Source organism: Kocuria oceani (assembly GCF_029524215.1).
GTDB classification, from domain to species: domain Bacteria; phylum Actinomycetota; class Actinomycetes; order Actinomycetales; family Micrococcaceae; genus Kocuria; species Kocuria oceani.
On sequence record NZ_JARAMH010000014.1, the window covers coordinates 76968 to 95236 of the forward strand.

17 protein-coding genes and 1 riboswitch are annotated in these 18269 nt (G+C 72.1%); of the genes, 3 read left to right on the forward strand and 14 right to left on the reverse strand.

Annotated elements, in window-relative coordinates; translation table 11 throughout:
* Window positions 1–39 precede the first annotated feature (39 nt).
* Both PU704_RS14780 and PU704_RS14785 read right to left on the reverse strand, forming a co-directional pair.
* A complete protein-coding gene (locus PU704_RS14780; protein ID WP_277551848.1) occupies window positions 40–1071 on the reverse strand; it encodes a CNNM domain-containing protein in 1032 nt (343 codons plus the stop codon).
* Window positions 1068–2459 (reverse strand): hemolysin family protein, encoded by a 1392-nt coding sequence (locus tag PU704_RS14785; RefSeq protein ID WP_277551849.1) that lies wholly within the window; start codon window positions 2457–2459, stop codon window positions 1068–1070. The genes PU704_RS14780 and PU704_RS14785 overlap by 4 nt, the downstream gene beginning before the upstream one ends.
* Before the next feature lie 444 nt (window positions 2460–2903).
* On the opposite strand from PU704_RS14785, the gene PU704_RS14790 reads away from it, so the two are divergent.
* A complete protein-coding gene (locus tag PU704_RS14790; RefSeq protein WP_277551850.1) occupies window positions 2904–3389 on the forward strand; it encodes a GNAT family N-acetyltransferase in 486 nt (161 codons plus the stop codon).
* A gap of 97 nt (window positions 3390–3486) precedes the next feature.
* On the forward strand, window positions 3487–3759 hold the full coding sequence (locus tag PU704_RS14795) for a hypothetical protein (RefSeq protein WP_047803759.1): 273 nt from the start codon (window positions 3487–3489) through the stop codon (window positions 3757–3759).
* Between the two features lie 429 nt (window positions 3760–4188).
* Here the strand turns inward: PU704_RS14795 and PU704_RS14800 are convergent, their stop codons facing one another.
* The 4 genes from PU704_RS14800 to PU704_RS14815 all read right to left on the reverse strand — a co-directional run bounded on the left by PU704_RS14800 (window position 4189) and on the right by PU704_RS14815 (window position 9658).
* Window positions 4189–5133, reverse strand: a complete 945-nt coding sequence (locus PU704_RS14800; protein WP_053004939.1) for a CobW family GTP-binding protein — start codon at window positions 5131–5133, stop codon at window positions 4189–4191.
* A complete protein-coding gene (locus PU704_RS14805; protein WP_047803758.1) occupies window positions 5130–6809 on the reverse strand; it encodes an amidohydrolase in 1680 nt (559 codons plus the stop codon). Before PU704_RS14805 ends, PU704_RS14800 begins: the two co-directional genes overlap by 4 nt.
* A 42-nt stretch (window positions 6810–6851) precedes the next feature.
* Window positions 6852–8369, reverse strand: coding sequence for a sodium:solute symporter family protein (locus PU704_RS14810; RefSeq protein WP_277551851.1), 1518 nt, complete (start codon window positions 8367–8369; stop codon window positions 6852–6854).
* Between the two features lie 344 nt (window positions 8370–8713).
* On the reverse strand, window positions 8714–9658 hold the full coding sequence (locus tag PU704_RS14815) for an NAD(P)-dependent oxidoreductase (RefSeq protein WP_277551852.1): 945 nt from the start codon (window positions 9656–9658) through the stop codon (window positions 8714–8716).
* A 176-nt stretch (window positions 9659–9834) separates the two neighbouring features.
* Between PU704_RS14815 and PU704_RS14820 the strand changes: the two genes are divergently transcribed.
* The gene (locus tag PU704_RS14820; protein WP_047803756.1) at window positions 9835–10131 is read left to right on the forward strand and encodes a hypothetical protein; all 297 of its coding nucleotides are present in this window, start codon (window positions 9835–9837) and stop codon (window positions 10129–10131) included.
* Between the two features lie 78 nt (window positions 10132–10209).
* Here PU704_RS14820 and PU704_RS14825 read toward each other — a convergent pair whose 3' ends face one another.
* From PU704_RS14825 to PU704_RS14860, 8 genes are all read right to left on the reverse strand, one after another.
* Window positions 10210–10410 carry a hypothetical protein gene (locus PU704_RS14825; protein WP_277551853.1) on the reverse strand — a complete coding sequence of 67 codons (201 nt, stop codon included), beginning with the start codon at window positions 10408–10410 and terminating at the stop codon, window positions 10210–10212.
* Between the two features lie 236 nt (window positions 10411–10646).
* Complete coding sequence (locus PU704_RS14830; protein WP_277551854.1) at window positions 10647–11597, reverse strand: helix-turn-helix domain-containing protein; 951 nt, start codon at window positions 11595–11597, stop codon at window positions 10647–10649.
* A gap of 172 nt (window positions 11598–11769) precedes the next feature.
* The gene (locus tag PU704_RS14835) at window positions 11770–12729 is read right to left on the reverse strand and encodes a 2-hydroxyacid dehydrogenase (RefSeq protein WP_277551855.1); all 960 of its coding nucleotides are present in this window, start codon (window positions 12727–12729) and stop codon (window positions 11770–11772) included.
* Complete coding sequence (locus PU704_RS14840) at window positions 12726–13925, reverse strand: pyridoxal phosphate-dependent aminotransferase (protein WP_277551856.1); 1200 nt, start codon at window positions 13923–13925, stop codon at window positions 12726–12728. The genes PU704_RS14835 and PU704_RS14840 overlap by 4 nt, the downstream gene beginning before the upstream one ends.
* Window positions 13926–14131: 206 nt before the next feature.
* Window positions 14132–14632, reverse strand: a complete 501-nt coding sequence (locus PU704_RS14845; RefSeq protein WP_380113435.1) for an NlpC/P60 family protein — start codon at window positions 14630–14632, stop codon at window positions 14132–14134.
* A 5-nt stretch (window positions 14633–14637) separates the two neighbouring features.
* A riboswitch (cyclic di-AMP (ydaO/yuaA leader) is annotated at window positions 14638–14823 on the reverse strand.
* A 476-nt stretch (window positions 14824–15299) separates the two neighbouring features.
* On the reverse strand, window positions 15300–16235 hold the full coding sequence (locus PU704_RS14850; RefSeq protein ID WP_277551857.1) for an alpha/beta fold hydrolase: 936 nt from the start codon (window positions 16233–16235) through the stop codon (window positions 15300–15302).
* Between the two features lie 249 nt (window positions 16236–16484).
* On the reverse strand, window positions 16485–17270 hold the full coding sequence (locus PU704_RS14855; protein WP_277551858.1) for a TIGR03084 family metal-binding protein: 786 nt from the start codon (window positions 17268–17270) through the stop codon (window positions 16485–16487).
* A 196-nt stretch (window positions 17271–17466) separates the two neighbouring features.
* Window positions 17467–17874 (reverse strand): hypothetical protein, encoded by a 408-nt coding sequence (locus PU704_RS14860; protein WP_277551859.1) that lies wholly within the window; start codon window positions 17872–17874, stop codon window positions 17467–17469.
* Window positions 17875–18269: the final 395 nt, after the last annotated feature.

Consider the following 18269-nt stretch of genomic DNA (forward strand, 5'->3'; position numbering starts at 1 on the left):
CGCACCGGGGACCGCGTCACCGCAGGTCGGGGAGCGGGATCAGCCTGGCTGGTCCGCCGGGGTGAGCTCCATGGGCAGCACGCGCCGCAGGACGTCGGAGAGGGTGATCACCCCGACGAAGCGGCCGTCGTGCCGGACGGCGGCGAGCTGCTCGCCGGCCTCCCGGATCCGGGACAGGGCCTCGTAGACCGGGGTGTCGGCCTCGAGCACGAACGCCGGGCGGGACAGTTCCCGCACGGGCCGGCCCGGCGGTTCGAGCAGCGTGTCGCGCACGTGCACGACGCCGGGGGCGCCGACCTCGGGGTCCCCCACGAGGATGCGCAGGTGCCCGGTGCGGGTGGCGGCCTCCTGCACGTCGGCGGCCGTGGCCCCGACCGGCACCGTGGTGGGCGGCCCGTCCGAGGCGATCAGCGCCTCGACGGTGAGCTTCTCGAGCTCCAGGACACCGGAGACCTGGCTGCGGAAGGAGGAGTCCAGCGCCCCGACGGAGGCGGAGTGCTCCACCAGGTGCTGGATCGTCTCGGCGTCCTGGCCGCCGACCGCCGCGCGGTTCACCGGGGTGACCCCGCTGGCGGCGACCAGCCGGTTGGCGATCGCGTTGACCCAGACCAGCAGCGGCCGCACCACCCAGATGAAGCCGCGGGAGGGCACGCCGATGAGCTTGGCCGAGGTCTCCGGGTGCGCGATCGCCCAGGACTTCGGCGCCATCTCGCCCACCACCAGGTGCAGGAAGGTGACGAACAGCAGCGACAGGGCGAAGGCGGAGCCGTCGGCCAGTCCCTCGGGGGCGCCCCAGGCCGCGAACACCGGACTCAGCCACGCGTCCACGGCCGGCTTGGTGACCGCGCCCAGGGCGAAGGTGCAGGCGGTGATGCCCAGCTGTGCGCCGGCGAGCATGATGGTCAGCTCGTTGATCCCGCGCAGCGCGGCGCGGGCGGAGCGGTTGGTCGCGGCCTCGGCCTCGAGCCGGTGGCTGCGGGCGCCCAGCAGGGCGAACTCGATGACCACGAAGAACGCGCTGAGCACGATGAGCAGCACGGTGGTGACGGTGACGATCAGGGGGTCGGTCATCGGTCCTCCTCCCGGGTGGTGTCGGTGGTGGTCTCTGCGGTGGTCTCGACGAGCCGCACGAGCAGCTCGCTGGGCACGTGCCGGGACAGTTCCAGCACCTCGACGTCGAGCGCCCGGTGCACGGGGTCGTCCAGGACGAGGTCGCGGGGGTCGTCGGGCAGCTCGATGCGCACCACGTCCCCGGTGGCCGGCAGCTCACCGCGGTGGGCGATGAACAGGCCCGAGATGGTCTCGTAGTCGCCGTCGGGTAGCTCGTGACCGACCGCGCGCTCGACCTCGTCGACGTGGATGTCACCGTCCATCCGCCAGGTGTCTTCCTGCTCCGGCGTGATGACGGCGGGAGGTTCGTCGTCGTGCTCGTCGGTGATCTCCCCGACCAGCTCCTCGGCCAGGTCCTCGACCGTCAGGACGCCGGCGAAGCCGCCGTACTCGTCGATGACGCAGGCCAGCTCGTGGCGCGACTCCGTCAGCCGGGCCAGCGCGTCGGGCAGGGACATGAGCGTGGGCAGCACCAGCGGGGGCGCCATGATGGTGGCCACCGCGGCGTCGTCGGGCGCGCTGCTGCGCAGCAGGTCGGCGAGCTGGACGACGCCGAGGGGCTCCTCGGTCTCGGAGAGCACCGGGTAGCGGGTGTGCTCGGCGGCCATGAGGGCGCGCAGCTCGCCCACGGTGGTGTCCGGGGCGACGGCGCCGACTTGGGAGCGGGGGATCATGGCGTGCTCGACGTCCCGGTCCGGGAAGTCGATGATGCGGTCGATGAGCACCGACAGCTCCTCGGGCAGGTCCCCGCTCTCGCGGGAGTCGGCCACGATGCGCTCGAGGTCCTCGACGGTCGCGGTGGCGTCGACGTCGTGCACCGGCTCCACGCGCACCAGGCGCAGCAGGGCGTTGGCGGCGTGGTCGAACACGGTGATGAGCCAGCCGAACAGCGCCAGGTAGATCGTCGTGGAGCGGGCCAGCGCCCGGGCGAGCGGCTCGGGGTTCGCGATGGCGAGGTTCTTCGGGTACAGCTCACCGAAGATCATCTGCACCACGGCGGCCACGACCAGGGCGATCACCGTGCCCACCGTGATGCTCAGCGCCGCGGGGATCCCCGCCTCGCCCAGCAGCACGGCCAGGGACTCCCCGACCATGGGCTCGGCGACGTAGCCGATGAGGAGGCCGGTGACGGTGATGCCCAGCTGGGCGCCCGAGAGCATGAACGAGGTGCGGCGGGTCACCTTCAGCGCGCGCTGGGCGGCCTTGTCGCCGGCGTCGGCGCGGGCCCCCAGGCGGGCGCGGTCCACGGACATGTAGGCGAACTCCTGGGCCACGAAGTACCCGTTGGCGGCGATGATCGCGAGGATCACCACGATGCCCAGGAGCAGGGTGAGGAGCGCTCCGATCATCGGGGGCTCACCCCCGGGGAGGAGGAGCCGGGCCGGAGCCTGCGGCGGTGGTCAGCTGTGGCGGGAAAAGGACAACTGTCGCCCGGGTCGTCGGACGACCCGGGGCTCGCAGGCGATGGGCCCATGACGGTGGTACACACACTCCATTGGTCGGGGATGCAGATGCGCCGACCAGTCTATTTCCCGCCGCACCGCCGGCCGGGATCCCAGCGCTGATTCCGAGAGGATCCCCAGGTTCGCCCGCGCGGTCTCCGCGGACGGCGCGGCTTCGGCAGGCAGTCCATGTCCCGGTGTCACGGACCTGGCCTACGCTGGAGCTGTGATGTGCCCCGCCGCCGCGCGCACCCGCTCCTGACCGTGCCGAGGCCCCGCCGCCTCGGGAACGAACTCCTTCCGCGACCCGGATCCGGGCCGCGGGCTTCCCCACGCACCAGGAGACGGACCATGCACCTTCGCACTTTCCGCGCCGACGACCTCGAGACCCTCATCGGCCTCACCGTCCGCGCCTTCCGGCCCATCCAGGACGGCATCCGCCACCAGCTGGGCCCTGAGCTGTTCGCCCGGCAGAACGGACAGTGGCAGCAGGACTACCGCGACACCCTGACGGAGCTCACCGCCCCGGAGCGCCGGCACCGGTTCCTCGTCGCCGACCTCGACGGCGCACCCGCCGGCTACGCGGCCTGGGCGGTCCACCCCGGTCCCGCCGGGCCCCAAGGGGAGATCACGCTGCTCGCGGTCGACCCCCGGCACCAGCGGAGCGGCCTCGGCCGCGCCCTGATCGAGGCGGCCTGTGCGGCGATGCGCGCTGCCGGATGCGTCGTCGCCTGGGCGAGCACCGGCGGTGACGACGCGCACGCCTCCGCCCGGGCCGCCTATGCCGCCGGAGGCTTCACCCCGCTGCCCACCGTGTTCTACAGCCGCGTGCTGTAGGAGATCCCCCGGGGGGCGGGACCTCCCGGGCGGCCCCGGCCTGTCGGCCCGGAGTTCACCATTGCGCACACGCCGTGCGGGGGCGCACAGTGGCTGCATGACGACGCGGAGACAGCCCGGGTTCGTGCTCGCGGTCGTGCTGGCTGCGGTCGCCCACCTCGTGGCGGGGTACTTCTACCTGGCCAGCGGTCTGATGGCCCCGCTGTGGGCCGTGGTGCTGCTGCTGGTCTGGTGGGCGGTCCTCACCGTCGTCGGCGTGCGGCTGGTGCAGCGCCGGTCCTACCTGGTGCTGCTCGTGCCCGTCGTGGCCGCGGTGAGCTGGTTCGGCCTGATGTCGTTCGGCGGGCAGGTCCTGGGCTGGACCCCCTGACGGGGCACAGCACCCTGATCGAGGTGCGGCGAACGGCCCGGCTGCAGGAGACCCTCGGCCGTGCGGGAAAGGGTGCGGACATGGCCGGAGGCGGATCATGCCCCCCAGCACGATCCGCCTCCAGCGCTCCCCCTCAGGGCAGGGACGGCCGCTGCGACCGCCTCGGGGACTCCCTTGTCCAGCGAGTGGTGCGCAACGGCTGCGGGTGACCAGAAGTGCCTCTGGTCAGGCCCTGGTCTTTCCCCACGACCACCATGGAGGATCTGCCGCCGGGCTCGCAAACGGTGCCTGAATATGACGCACACCACAGGCAACATTTCGTTGCGGGCGCGAAGCCCCCGGCCGGGACCATCCCGATAACTCGGTCCCGGACGACGCCGGGGAAGCCGGCGTCCACCGCGGAAACGACCGAGCCGCCGAGGCCGGGGCTCACCCCGGCGGGGACGTCGCTGCGTGGAGCAGGACGGTACGGACCTCGCCCAGGATGTCCTCGGCGTCCGGGTCCGCCGCGATGAGCACCAGGACCGGGTGCTCCGGTGCGGGCCGGCCGGGCGGGCGGGGGCGCAGGTCCACCCGTCCGCCCGAGAGCTGGATCTCGTGCCACCGCCCGGCCGGATCCTGGAGGAATCCCTTGGCCCGGACCAGCCGCCCCGCCTGCCCGGCCAGCACCCGGGCGAACGCGGCGACGTCGAGCGGGCCGAGGTCCTCCAGGGCGGTGGACCTGTGGGTCGTCGCGTGGCGGTCCGCGGGGTCGTCCGGCGGCGCTCCGCCGTTCTGCGTCCCCGGGACCGGGCCGGCGAAGGCGGCCGTCGCCGCCGCGCCGGGGTCGGTGGGATCCTGCACGAGCAGACGCGCCCGCGGTGCGGCCTCCCGGCAGGCCTCCACGGCCTCCTGCGTCTCGGCGGGCAGCGCGAGGTCGGTCTTCGTCACGAGCACCACCTCGGCCGCGGTGAGCTGGCGCCGCACGGTGTCCCCGACGTACTCGTCCCGCAGCAGCCGGCGCACGGCGGTCGCGTCCGCGCAGACCAGCACCGGGCCGGGGGAGAAGCCCGGGAAGTCCCGCCACGCGGCCAGCTGGGCGGGGTCGCCCACGCCGCTGACCTCGCACAGCACGTGGTCCAGGTCCCCGCGGGCGGCCAGGGCGGTCATGGTGCGCAGGGCGTCGTCGCTGATCTGGCAGCAGATGCACCCGTTGGTCAGCTCGATCGTGTCCCCGGAGGCCGAGGCGATGAGGTCCGCGTCGATGTTGACACTGCCGAAGTCGTTGACGACCACGGCGGTCCGGCCGGGCAGCACCCCGGCCAGCAGCCGGTTCACCAGCGTGGACTTCCCGGAGCCCAGGTAGCCGCCGATGATCCCCAGCCGGGCGGTCACGGCGCTGCGCCCGCCGGCGGGGCCGGGACCCGGGTGGCGTGGTGGCGGCCGCCGACCACCGTGCCGAGGACGTGGATGTCCCCGATCTCCTCGGGGGCCACGGCGAGCGGGTCCTCGGCCAGGACGGCCAGGTCCGCGAACTTGCCGGCCTCGAGCGAGCCGACCTCGTGGTCCATCTTCAGCAGGTACGCCCCGCCGACGGTGACGGCCTCCAGGGCCTCCTGCACGCCGATCCGCTCGTGCTCGCCCATGACCCGTCCGGACACCGTCAGCCGCGTCACGGCGTGCTTGACCGAGTGCAGCGGGCCCAGCGGCGTGACCGGGGTGTCGGAGTGCAGCGAGATCGGCACGCCCAGCCGCAGCGCCGTGGCGGCGGCGTTCATGCGCGCCGCCCGGTCCGGGCCCACGGTGAGATCCATGTGCTGGTCGCCCCAGGCCCAGATGTGGTTGGCGAAGACGTTGGCGCACGCGCCCAGGGCGGCCATCCGCCGGTACTGGGCGGCGGTGCTCAGCTGCGAGTGCGTGCAGGTGTGCCGGTGGTCGGGGCGGGGGTGCGCCACGAGCACGGCCTCGAGCGTGTCCAGGAAGAGCTGGGTGGTCTGGTCCCCGTTGCAGTGCACGTGGATCAGCAGCCCGGCCCGGTGGAACGTCTCGAAGGCCTCGCGGAACTCCTCCGGGCTCACGGCCCAGATCCCGTTCGGCTCGCCGTTGAGGTAGCCCGGCTCCAGCAGGCGTGCGGTGAAGCCCTGGATGGAGCCGTCCAGCATGAGCTTGACGTTGCCGAAGCGCAGCCGCTCCGTGTTCAGCTCCCGGAGCCGGACCAGCCGTTGCGCGGCCTCGGGCAGGGAGCGGGACACGGGACCCACGCCGGCGCCGAAGTGGAAGACGTTGAGCCGGGCCGGGAAGTCGTCGTCGACGCTCGAGCGGTACAGCGCCACGCCGTCGTCGTCCATCAGGATCAGCGACCCCAGGTCGGTCAGCGTGGTGGTGCCCGTGTTGACCCCGTCCTGGCCGAACCGGCGCAGCGCCCGCGCGTCGATGGTGAGCAGGCCGGAGCCCGCGGTGAGCTCGCCGACGAGGCCCATCGCCGCGAACTCCCGCAGCTCCCCGGTGGGCCGGCCCGCGTCGTCCTTGACCACCCCGGGAACGGGGGTGGCGGCGTCGATGCCGAACCGGTCCAGGACCGCGGAGTTCACGGCGCACACGTGCCCGCTGGTGTGGGAGACGTGGATCGGGCGCGTGGCGGAGACCCGGTCCAGTTCCGCGGCGGCGAGCGGCTGCCCCGGGAAGTAGATGGGATCCAGGCCCCAGGCCAGCAGGGGAGCGTCCGGGGCGTCCAGCTCCGCCTGCGCCTCCCGCAGCCGGTCCAGCACCTCGTCGATGGTCCGGCAGCCGGGCCACCGGCGCCCGTCGGGATCGGTGCGGTCCACGAGGCCCACGTACGTGCTGGCCCACACGTTGCCGGAGCCGGCGTGGCTGTGCGCCTCGACGAAGCCGGGCAGCAGGACGGCGTCCGCGTATCGCTCGTCGAGTTCCGCGCCCGGATAGGACAGCAGCTCGGCGACGCCTCCGACGGCGCGGATCCGGTCGCCGCGCACGGCGACGGCCTCCACCACGGGCCGGGCCGGGTCCATGGTGCGGACGGTGCGGGCCGGGTAGACGGTGGTGGGCTCCATGGGGTCCTCTCGGTGGTGGGCTCGGGCGTCCGCGGGGTCGGCTCAGTCCCGGCCGTCGCGGCGGGGTGCCGCGAGGCTCGGACCGTCCTGCCCCGTCGGCGCCGCGGTGTCCTCCGTCGGCGCGTCCGGCGCGTCCGGTGCGCGCAGGCGGCCGCGGCGGAACTCGTGGACGTAGGCGGTGACCTGCTCCTCCCGCGCGTGGGGCGTCAGGAGGCTCACCACGACCAGCAGCACGGCCGAGACCACGAGGCCCGGCGCGATCTCGTGCAGGCCGAACGGCTGCCCGGCCAGGCGCCAGAGCAGGGTCGCGGCCAGGGCGCCGATCGTGCTGACGATGACGCCGGCCTTCGTGGCCCGCTCCCAGAACATGGCCGCGAGCACCGGCGCGACCAGCGCGGCCGCCGTGAAGGACAGCGCCACCTGGTAGATCGCGATGATGTCCTCGACCCACAGGGCGATCAGCAGGCCGAGTACGGCCATGAAGCCGACCGACAGACGGGAGACGCGCAGGATCCTGGCGTCGTCGGCCGCAGGGTTGACCCACCCCTGGTAGATGTCCTTCGAGATGTTGATCGCCCCGCTCAGCAGGAACGACGTGGCGCCGGTGAGCAGGGCCGCCAGCAGCGAGACCATGAGCAGACCGCCGACGGACCCGGGGAACACCTCCGCGACGAACGACGTGTAGACGGCGTCCGGGTCCGTCCCGGCCGGGAACGCCTGGACCGCGGTGATGCCGATGAGGATGGCCAGCACCGCGATGACCCCGGAGATGACGAACCCGACGACGACGGCGGAGATCCCGGTCCGGGTGGAGCGGGCCGCCGTCAGGCGCTGCCACGTGGTCTGCCAGACGATGTAGAACGGCCCGAAGACCAGGAACCAGTTGAGCAGCTCCGTGAAGCCGATGCTGCCGAAGTCCAGCAGGCGGCCGGGGGTGGCCTCGACGACGACCGAGGGGCCGCCCACGTACACGATGCCCAGCACGAGCATGAGCGCCACACCGGCCACGATGACGACGGTCTGGACGGTGTCGGTCCAGGCCACGCTGGGCATTCCGCCGATCATGGTGAACACCAGGGTCACCGCGAAGCCGAGGACGATGCCCCAGAAGACCGGCAGGTCGGTGATCGAGGACAGGATCGAGCTCATGCCCACCAGCTGCATGCCGAACGTGGGGGTCATGTAGAGGAAGCCGATGATCAGCGCCGGGATCAGGGCCGAGAGCTTCCCGAACCGGCGGGCGAACAGCTCCGGGACGGTGTAGAGCCGCAGGGCGCGGATCGTGGGACCCAGGACCAGCACCGCGACGATCGTGAACAGGGTGAAGCTGATGACGGTGACGGCGTAGGAGATCCCCAGCTCGAAGCCCTGGCCGGCCCCGCCGATCAGCGCCGCCGAGCCCGTCACCGTGGCGATGACCGAGCCGCAGATCGGGAAGAAGCCGAGGCGGAAGTCGGCCATCGCGTAGTCGTCCGCGGTCTTCACCGTCTGCGCCGACCGCACGCTGACGGCGAAGAGGAGGAGCAGGAACCCCACGATCCACACCAGATACCAGTTCATGGGCCCTACCGCCGTTCCTGTCGGGGTTCTTCGGTTCTCGCACCTGATCGGTTGCACACCGCGTGCAGAGCCTCCCGCCGGCGGGCCGCCGCGGACGTGCTGCGGCGGGAGGTCCCCGAGGCAGGGTTCGGGCACGGGTTCATCCTTGCGGCGCGGAGGGGGCTCCCACAAGTCCGACGTCCGGAAAGCGGGCATTCCGGTCGGCCGGCAAGGACGGGGGCCGAGGGGCTGGATGCCCTGCTGGGCGTCCCGGCGGGCTCTTCCGAACGGTGCTCCTGAGCGGTGTGCGCGAGGCCGTCGTCAGGAACGGGCGCTGCGCGTCACCGGACGCCCCGGTCCGGTGCTCACGTGCGGTTGACCCGGTTGGTGTACGCGCCGCCCTGCGCCAGGGCCCGGAGGTTCTCGAGCAGCAGCGGCGCGGCCCCGATGGGCCGGCCGCCGGCCATGTGCGGGGTGATGGTCAGGTGCGGCGCCGACCACAGGGGGGACTCCGCGGGCAGCGGCTCCTGGGCGGCGACGTCGATCGCCGCGCCGGCGATGGACTCGGCGTCGAGGGCGTCCACCAGTGCGTCCTCGTCGACGGTCGATCCCCGGCCCACGTTCACGACGAGGGCGCGCGGGGGCAGGGCGTCGAGCCGCTCACGGTTCAGCGCCCGCTCGGTCGCCGGGTCGTGCGGCAGGATCAGGACGAGCACGTCCGTCCCGGGCAGGTGCGCGGGCAGCTGCTCCGGGGTGACGACCGGGTATCCGCCGCGCTCACCGGCGCTGCGCGCCACGCCGGTGACCCGGGCGCCCAGGGCGGTGCACAGGCCGGCCAGGTGCTGCCCGATGGCGCCGAACCCCCAGATGAGCACGTGCGCGTCCAGGAGCGTGGTGACCCGGTCCTCGGGGTGCAGCGGCTGCAGCCCGCCCAGCCGCGGGTCCCAGGAGTGCTCCTCCTGGGACCGGGCCGCGGCCGGCAGCTGCCGGACCAGGTGGAGCATGAGCGCCAGCGCGTGCTCGGCCACGGGCAGGGTGTGCAGGCCGACCCCGGTGCAGATCACGGCCTCCTCGCGGAACCCGGCCTCCAGGACGCTGTCCGGACCGGCCGCCAGCGCCTGCACCAGCTGCACGCGGGAGAGCCGGCGGGCCGTCTCCTGCAGGGCGTCGGGCGGGGTGCCCCAGACGACGACGACCTCCGCGTCGGCGTGCTCCGCCGGGACGGGGACCGCCGCGTCGTAGCGGACGACCTCGTGGTCGGTGAGGTCCGTGGGGTCGATGTCCGTGGTGTCGGGAATCAGGATCTTCATCGGGTCGGGCTCTCCTGGTCGGGGTGGGGCGTCGGGCGGTCCATGGGCAGCGGGACGCCCGGCAGGTGGTGGGGTCCACGCTACGGGCTGTCATTCTTCGTCCACTCACTCCAGCGCAAGGACTCGGACTTAAACTGTTGGCCCCGGAAAGGGCCAGATCCGAAGGAGCGTGCGTCATGGCCTTCGTCCAGCTGATCGAGTTCAGCACCTCGAAGCCGGAGGAGGTGGAGAAGATCGTCGCGGAGTGGGAGCGCAGCTCCCAGGGGAACAGGACCGCCCGGCGGGTCCTGTCGACGCAGGACCGCGACGACCCGAACCGCTACACCCACATCGTCCACTTCGACTCCTACGAGTCCGCCATGGAGAACTCGAACCTCCCGGAGACCCAGGAGTACGCGCGGAAGCTGACAGAGCTCATGGACGGCGAACCCGTCTTCCGCAACCTCGACGTCCTGGAGGAGCACGACCTCTAGACGCCAGCAACGGGGCCCCGGTGCGAACACGCACCGGGGCCCTCGTCCTGCCGGGCCGCCATGGTCGGCTCCGATCCCTCATCGTCCCCGCGCAGCGCCGACGCCCGGGGCGGAGTCGCCCAGCACCACCAGGCTGCGCCGCAGCGTGTGCACCCAGCCGTCCCAGCCGAGGTCGCGCAGCGGGACCCGGTCCTCCGCGGGAATCGCCAGGCGCCCGATCAGCGTGTACACCGACAGCACCGCGGCTGTGGTCAGCATCAGGAACAGGTCCGTCATCATGGTGGGCTCCTTGCCTGTGGTGCGCCGGTCCGATCCGGCTCACTCTCACACTGACAAGCCTGGTCGCTCGGACCTCCCCGCACGAGTGGCAGAAATGCCTACCTCCGGTCGATTCCTGCCATTTCCGTCGATGCCTCGTCCCGGCTCGTCAGGCGGCACTTCTCGGGCCCTGACCGCGACCACGGCCAACGACCTCAGCCGCCTCCGCGGCCGAAGTGGCGCTCAGGCGGTGCTGCTCAAACGGCGGCCGCGAAGCGGCGGCGGTACTGCTGCGGGCTGAGCCGGCGGATCCGGGTGAAATGGTGGCGCAGCGTGGCCGCGTTGCCGAAGCCCACGTCCGCGGCGATGCGCTCGACGGGTAGGTCGGTCTCCTCGAGGAGCTGCTCGGCCCGGTGCAGGCGCCGGGCGGTGATCCAGGCGTGCGGCGTGGTGCCGGTCTCGTCGCGGAACCGGCGGGCGAAGGTGCGCGGGGACATGGCGGCGCGCCGGGCCAGGGCGTCGACGTCGAGCGGTTCGTCGAGGTGCCCCACGATCCAGGTGAGCAGCGGGTCCAGCGTCTCGGCCCGCTGCTCGGGGACCGGGTCCTTGATGAACTGCGCCTGCCCGCCCTGGCGCTGCGGCGGCACGACCATGCGCCGGGCCACGGTGTTGGCGGCCGCCGAGCCGAACTCCTGGCGCCACAGGTGCAGGCAGGCGTCCAGGCCTGCCGCGGTGCCGGCGCTGGTGAGGATGGTGCCGTCCTCCACGTAGAGGACCTCGGGCACCACCTGGGCGGCCGGGAACCGCTCGGCCAGTTCCGCGGTGTGCATCCAGTGCGTGGTGCAGCGGCGGCCGTCGAGCAGCCCGGCGGCCCCCAGCACGAAGGCGCCCGAGCAGATGGACAGGATCCGGGCGCCGCGGTCGTGGGCCGCGTGCAGTGCGCGGACCACCTCGGCCGGAACGTCCCGGTTCCGCGAGATGGCCGGGAGGACCACGAGATCCGCCTCGGCCACCCGGTCGAGCCCGTGCTGGACGGCCACGTCGAAGCCGGCGATCGTGCGGACCGGCCGCCCGTCCGGGCTGCACACGGCGAAGTCCATGACCGGCAGCCCGTCCCCGGAGCGGTCGATCGCCCAGGCCTCGCAGGCCACCCCGAGCTCGAAGGGGGAGACCTCGTGGAACACGATGACGGCCACGTTGCTGATCATGGGTCCATGCTCCCACGGATCTGGCAGGGAATCGATGGGAGTCAGAAAAGTGCCATACCCGGCGGGGCGTCGACGCCCGGGCCGGTGCGGGCCCGGACGCCGCGTCCGACGGCGGATGACGTCCGGGAGCCGGTCACCGCGGTCCTGTCCTGAGCGACGGACGGCCCGGCCGCTACCCGATCGGCGTCGGCGGCCGTTCCCCGCCGAGCACGGCGAGCACGTTGTCGGCGGCGAGCACCGCCATCGCGGTGCGCGTCTCCACGGTGGCGGAGCCCAGGTGCGGCACCAGCACCACGTTGTCGAGCTCCAGCAGGTCGGGATGCACCTGCGGCTCGTGCTCGTAGACGTCCAGTCCGGCGCCCGCGATCCGGCCCTCGCGCAGCGCGGACGCGAGCGCCGCCTCGTCGACGATCGGTCCGCGCGCGGTGTTGACGAGGTACGCGGTGTCCTTCATCGCCGCCAGCTGCTCGGGGCCGATCAGATGGCGCGTGGCGGGCCCGTAGGGGCAGTGCAGCGACACGACGTCGGAGACGGCCAGCAGCTCGTCGAGCTCGACCCGCCGGGCGCCCAGCTCGGCGGCGACCCCGGGATCGATCTCGCTGCGCGACTGGTAGACGATCTCCATGCCGAAGGCCTTGGCCCTGCGCGCGGTCGCCTGGCCGATGCCGCCCATGCCGACGACGCCGAGGGTCTTGCCCTGCAGGCTGCTGCCGAGCAGGAAGAACATGCCCCACTTCCACTCCTGGCCGGAGCGGATGAGCCGTTCCCCCTCGCCGAGCCGGCGGGTCGCCATGAGGACGAGGCCCAGCGCGATGTCCGCGGTGGCCTCCGTGAGCACCCCGGGGGTGTTGGTGGCCACGACGCCGCGCTCGCTGCAGGCCGGCACGTCGATGTTGTCGTAGCCGACGGCGACGTTCGCGACCACCTGAAGCTGCGGGCCGGCGGCGTCGAGAAGCTCCGCGTCGACGCGTTCGGTCAGCAGGCTCACCACGGCGTCGGCGCCGGCCACGCGGCGCAGGAGCTCTTCGCGGTCGATCGACTGCGGGCCCGGCCAGGCGTCGACCTCGTGCGCGGCGCGAAGCTTCTCGACGGCGGCGTCGGGCACCTGTCCCGTGACGACGACCCGGCTCATGCCGACTCGATCCACTGGCACAGGCGGCCGAGGCCGTCGCGGATGTCGGCGACGTCGATGCCCGAGTAGGCGAGCCGGATGTACTGCTGCTCCTCACCCGGCAGGCGCCGGCCGAAGTGCTCCCTCGTGCAGAAGGAGACGCCGGTCTCGTGCAGCGCCGCCGTGGCGAAGTCGCCGACCGCCGTGTACCCCATGCGCTCCATGGCGGCGGTGACGTCCGGGAACAGGTAGAAGGTCGACTGCGGCACGGCAACGTGCATGCCGGGAGTCGCGTTCACGAGCTCGCAGGCGGCGTCTCGGCGCTCACGCAGGACGTCGAGCATCTGCTGCACGGGCTCCTGGGGGCCGCGGAGCGCCTCGACGCCGGCCCACTGCACGTAGTGCGTGGTGCAGGACTCGTCGTTGGTGTTGAGGGTGCTCAGCACCTTGGCGATCTCGGGCGGCGCGACGGCGCAGCCGAGGCGCGAGCCGGTCATGGCGAACTTCTTGCTGAACGTGTACAGGATGACGGTGCGCTCGGCCATGCCGGGGAGCGACGCGATCGAGCTCGAGACCCCCTCGTAGCGCGTCTCGAAGTAGGCCTCGTCGGAGAGCACCCAGAGGTTGTGCTCCTGGGCCAGCTGAGCGATGGCCTCGCGCTCGGCCGCCGTCGACTCGGCCGAGATGGGGTTCTGCAGGTCGTTGTAGATGATGGCGACCGTGTTCGAGGTGATCGAGGCGCGCACCTGGTCGAGGTCGATCGCGAAGCCGCTCTCCGTGGGGAGGTAGCGGTACGGCACCGCCGTGCCGCCGAGGTACTCGATCTGCGACTCGTAGATCGGGAAGCCGGGGTTCGGGTAGAGCACCTCCTGGCTTGGGTTCATGACCGCCTGCAGGAACTTCGTGATGACGGGCTTGCCGCCGGTCATCACGACGATGTTCTCGGGGGTGAGGTCGATGCCGCGGCGCGAGCCGAGGTCCTCGGCGAGGGCCTCCCGCAGCTGGGGGATGCCGGGGCCGGGGCAGTAGCCCGTGTAGCCGTCGGCGATGGCCCGGTTCATGGCCTCGATGATGTGCGGGGCCGTCGGGATGTTGATGTCGCCGAGGTGGAAGGGGTACACGCGGTTCCCCTGCGCCTTCCAGGCGGCCGCGGCCTGGGCGACGCTGAAGGCGGTTTCGGTGCCCAGCCGGTCGAGCCGGTGCGCGAGTTCTCGCATGCTGTTCCACTCCTCGTCGAGTTGGCGGTCGATCCGTGGGCGGATCCACCCTGAGCATACGACTCATATATCAGGCTGTGAAGGGTGGTGCGGTAACCAATTCCGACAGGGAGCAGTGCCGTGGGGTTTCCCCGTTCCAGACGTCGTCCCGATGTGAGCGGGAGCGCGGTTCCGTCGGAACCGCGCTCCCGCTCACATGCGTGGGGTCAGCGCACGCGGATGTAGACGGGTCCCGAGCCGACGTGGACGGTCTGGATGACCGTCTGGTGGCCGTTCCAGCCGCCGTGGACGGCCTTGCTGCCGCCGATGTACACGGCGATGTGGGCGAAGCCCATGCCGCCGTTGGCGTAGTAGACCAGGTCACCGGGCTGGGCCTGGGCGGCGGAGACCCGGTGGCCGAGATTCAGGTAGGAGACCGGCCACCCGTGGTGGTTGATCCCGGCCGCACGCAGGGACTTGGTGACCAGAGAGGTGCAGTCCTGACCCACACCGAGCTGGCTCTTGGCCGCGGCGGCGATGGTCGCGGCCTTGCCGGACTGGGACTGGATGCTGAGGAGCTGCTGGGGGGCTGCGGCCGGGGCGGCCTGGGCCGGAGCCACGCTGCCGAGCGCCATGGCGCCGGCGGCGACCGCCATGGTCGCCGTGCGTCCCAGGGGGAACGCGCGCTGGGCGCGGTGGCGGGGCGTGCGGGAGTGGAAGATGGGCATGAGTGATGTCCTCCCTCTTGCCTGCGAGGTGAGCTGTCGGATGCGGGTGGGAGACACCCGGTCGCAGGGTGGAGGCCCTGGCGACTTAACCCCTAGGTCCCAGGGGAGGGACCGTTTCTGGTTCCCCCGCTTCTGCCGAGCGATGTGTTCAGGGGGCCCCGGGCACCGGCAGAATTCGGCGATGTGCACGGGGGTGCCGATAAGTGGGGGAATCGGCACGGAGAGAACACTAATCGAAAAGTAACGAGAAAGTCTCGTTTTCATCACGGGCGTGTCTCGGAATCTGCTGCAATCCGGCCGTGAGCCTTCGCGTTCGCGCGAAGCTGCTTGGGGAGGGGCGCCGACGGGGATCCTCTGGTAGGCGCATCTCAAGACAAAAGTGGGCTTGACCTGGGGCTCTGTTCCACTCGTGTCCGCTGGCGAGTCCGCCTCTGCCCTGGGGCGGGGCGTCCGGGGGTGACACGCGCGTTATGGCGCGAGAAACCGCGGGGAATGCTTCACGGAGCATTAGGCGGCCGACGTGAGCGGCTCCTTGGCAGGGGCGGAAAGGGCGACATCTTTGTGGGTCACAAGGTTCAAACAAGAATTCGCTAAAAGAAATTATGGCGCTTGTCATGACCGCCGGTGTGGGTCGGTTCTCTTCGCGGACCCTTCCGGCGTGCCTGCCCTACATCCCGCCCTCGTCGACCTCGGCGGCGTCGAGCAGGTTGTCCAGGACCCGGTCGAGTTGGGCCACGAGGGAGAGGTGCCCCTCGTGCTCCAGCAGGTGCGCCCAGGCGCCTGGTATGCGCGCGGCGAGCCACTCCCCGTGGGCCAAGGGGACGGTGCGGTCCTCCCGGCCGTGCCAGATCCGGGTGGGCACGGCGATCTCCTCCACGGCGAAGCCCCAGGGGCGGTTTACCGCCAGGTCGTCGTCGCGCCAGCCCACGATGCCCTGGCGCCGGGAGTGCTCGGCCGCGCCCATGACGTAGTCGGCGAAGTCCCCGGTCATCACCGCCCGGTCCACCGGCGGGAGCATGGCGCGCAGCAGCTCGACGACGTCGCCGTCCGGCGCCGAGGCGGCCGCGGTCATGGCCTGCACCTGCTCCTCGAGGTAGGCCTCGAGTGCCCGGCGACCCTGCCGGGCGGCGGTGAACTCGGCCGCGCTGTCCTCGTCCATCCCGGCGACCGGGTCCAGTCCCTCGGCGCGCGGCGGGGCGTAGCCGGCCAGCGAGGCGACCGCGCGGCAGCGGCCGGGCAGCAGCGCGCCGCACGCCAGGGCGCGCGGGCCGCCACTGGACCAGCCCAGGGCGAGGAACTGCTCCGCACCCACGTTGTCCAGCACGCATAGAGTGTCGGCCACGGCGCCGGCCACCGTGCCGGGGGCCGTCTCTTCTGGGAGCGGGTCCGAGGTGCCGTAGCCGGGGCGCGAGACGGTGAGCACTTGCAGCCCGCGCTCCGTAGCCGCGCGCTCGAGCGGCCCGAACGGGACCGCGGCGCCAGGCGCGCCGTGGTGGAAGACCACCGGCAGGCCGCCGGGCGGGCCGATGAGCCGGAACTCCAGGCGGCGTCCGTCCGGCGCGGTGACGCTGCGGTTGCCCTGGTCCTCCGTGCGCGCGCTCATGCGTTCTCCCGGTCTCCGATGGTCGCTGTTGTGCTCCTGTGGCGCCTGGTTGCCTTCACGCTAGGACTCGGCAGCGCCCGGGACTAAGGGTCCTGGCGGCATGTGACGGATTGGCGCCGGGAGCGCCGACAGCGCGGCCCACTCAGCGTGAGTTGCCTGCTCCAGCGCTCGGCCGAGCTCGTCACCCCAACCGGCTGTGCCACCAGCAACGTCGCCGCTACCCGCCCCGGTGCTTCCTCCGCATGCGGCCTACGACAGCGGGGCTCGCCCCGGGCCCGGTCGGCCGGCGAAGGCCTGGACGATGTCGAGCCAGGCGTCGGCGTCGGGTCCTTCCGCGACGAGGCTCCCGTCCTGGCGGTGCCGCCGCCGGGTGGCGAGCAGGGCGAAGTCCAGGGCGGGGCCGTGGACGCGTTGAGCTGCCTCGGCCGGTCCCCAGGTCCAGGTCTTGTCCTCGTGGGTGAGCTCGACGCGGAACGGCTCGGCCGGCGGGTCCAGCTGGCGCTGCTTGAAGGCGTAGTCGCGGGTGGCCACGCCCAGGTGGGCGACGTGCCGCAGCCGCTGCGAGGCGACCGGGGGAACCCCGAGGGCGTCGCGGACGTCCTGGCCGTGGGCGAAGGTCTCCATGATCCGGGCGCTGGCCATCATGGGCGCCCCCATGGGCGGGCCGATCCACGGGATGCGCTCGCCTTCCGGCACGGCGGCGAGCCGCTCGAGCACACGGCGCCGGCTGTCCTGCCAGGACGCCAGGATCTCGGCCGGGGGCCGCGCGGCTCCCTCCTGGGCGCCGCGGTCGACGACGTCGGTCTCCGCCGCGAACCGCTCCCGCAACTGCGCGAAGACCTCCGGCTCCTCGAGGGCAGTGAGCACGGTCCGCTCCGTCCAGGTGAGGTGGGCGATCTGGTGGCGGATCGTCCAGCCCTCCGCCGGGGTGGGGAGGTCCCAGTCCTCCGCGGACAGCGGCCGCAGCAGCTCTTCGAGCAGGTCTCCCTCCTGGCGCAGGTCGGCCAGCAGGGCGGAGAGGTTGGGACGGGTCATCGGCTCATCACGGTGCGCGGCTCAATAGTTTCGATAGCCAACGTGCATGATTCCCCCGCGCTGTTGCGGCACCGAGCCGCCTGCCGCCTCGTCCTCATGAGAGCAGTATGCATCCATATGCTGACAGCCGGAGGCGCACCTCGCGCTCGCCCTGGAATCCTTCAAATGGTGGATCTGCAGACATGCAAGCTGTCCATCAATCAAAGGGGTGTGATCCACCCAGGTTGTAAGACTCGACCTGGGAGGGGGGCGGCGTCAGTCGGATGAGTTCCGATAGTGCTGCAGCCAGGTGGGGTGCGATGTGGGTCAGTCGTGCGAGGTAGCCGCGGGCTTCCAGTTCGTGCAGGGCATCCGGGATCCGGGTTTTGGGTGTACTGGCGCGTGCGGCGAGGCCGGCCAGGGCCAGGGTGTCGGTGGGGTGGGTGCGCGTCACCGCGCGCAGCACGCGGCGGGAGTCGGGGCTGAGGCGGGGGTCGGTGCCGGCCTCAGCAGCGAGGGCGTCCAGGGCCGGCCGCAGGCTGGTGAAGGCGGCCGTTCGGGCGCAGGCATCCAATAAGGATGCGTCCCGGGCCGTGTTCGCCCCGGCCCTTTGTGTGCCGTCCATGGATTCCTCCTGCGAGGTCGGGGCGCGAAGACGGGGCCCTGCTCCATCGGGGAAGCCCCCGCATGAACGCGGGTTATCCGTCGGGCGCTGGCGCCGCCCCTGCACCAGAAGAACAGCACGAGGCCCCGCGGGGCAGCAGGTCGGGGTGTGGGTGGTGTGAGGGCCGCCGACCTGGTGGCAGAAGAATCGCCCCCCGACGACAGACCTCGCGGTCCCGGTGTCTTCTGCCGCCAGGGCGGCGGCCGTTCGACCGATGTCGAGTCGCTGAGCCCCCCGGCTGAGCACTCGGACACGGTCCACACCGTGCGATGCAGCCCCCCGACTGATCACCTGGCGTGATACGTCAACGCTATCGCGAAGTACGTAAAAGATCGACTTTCATATTGTCCCCAGTT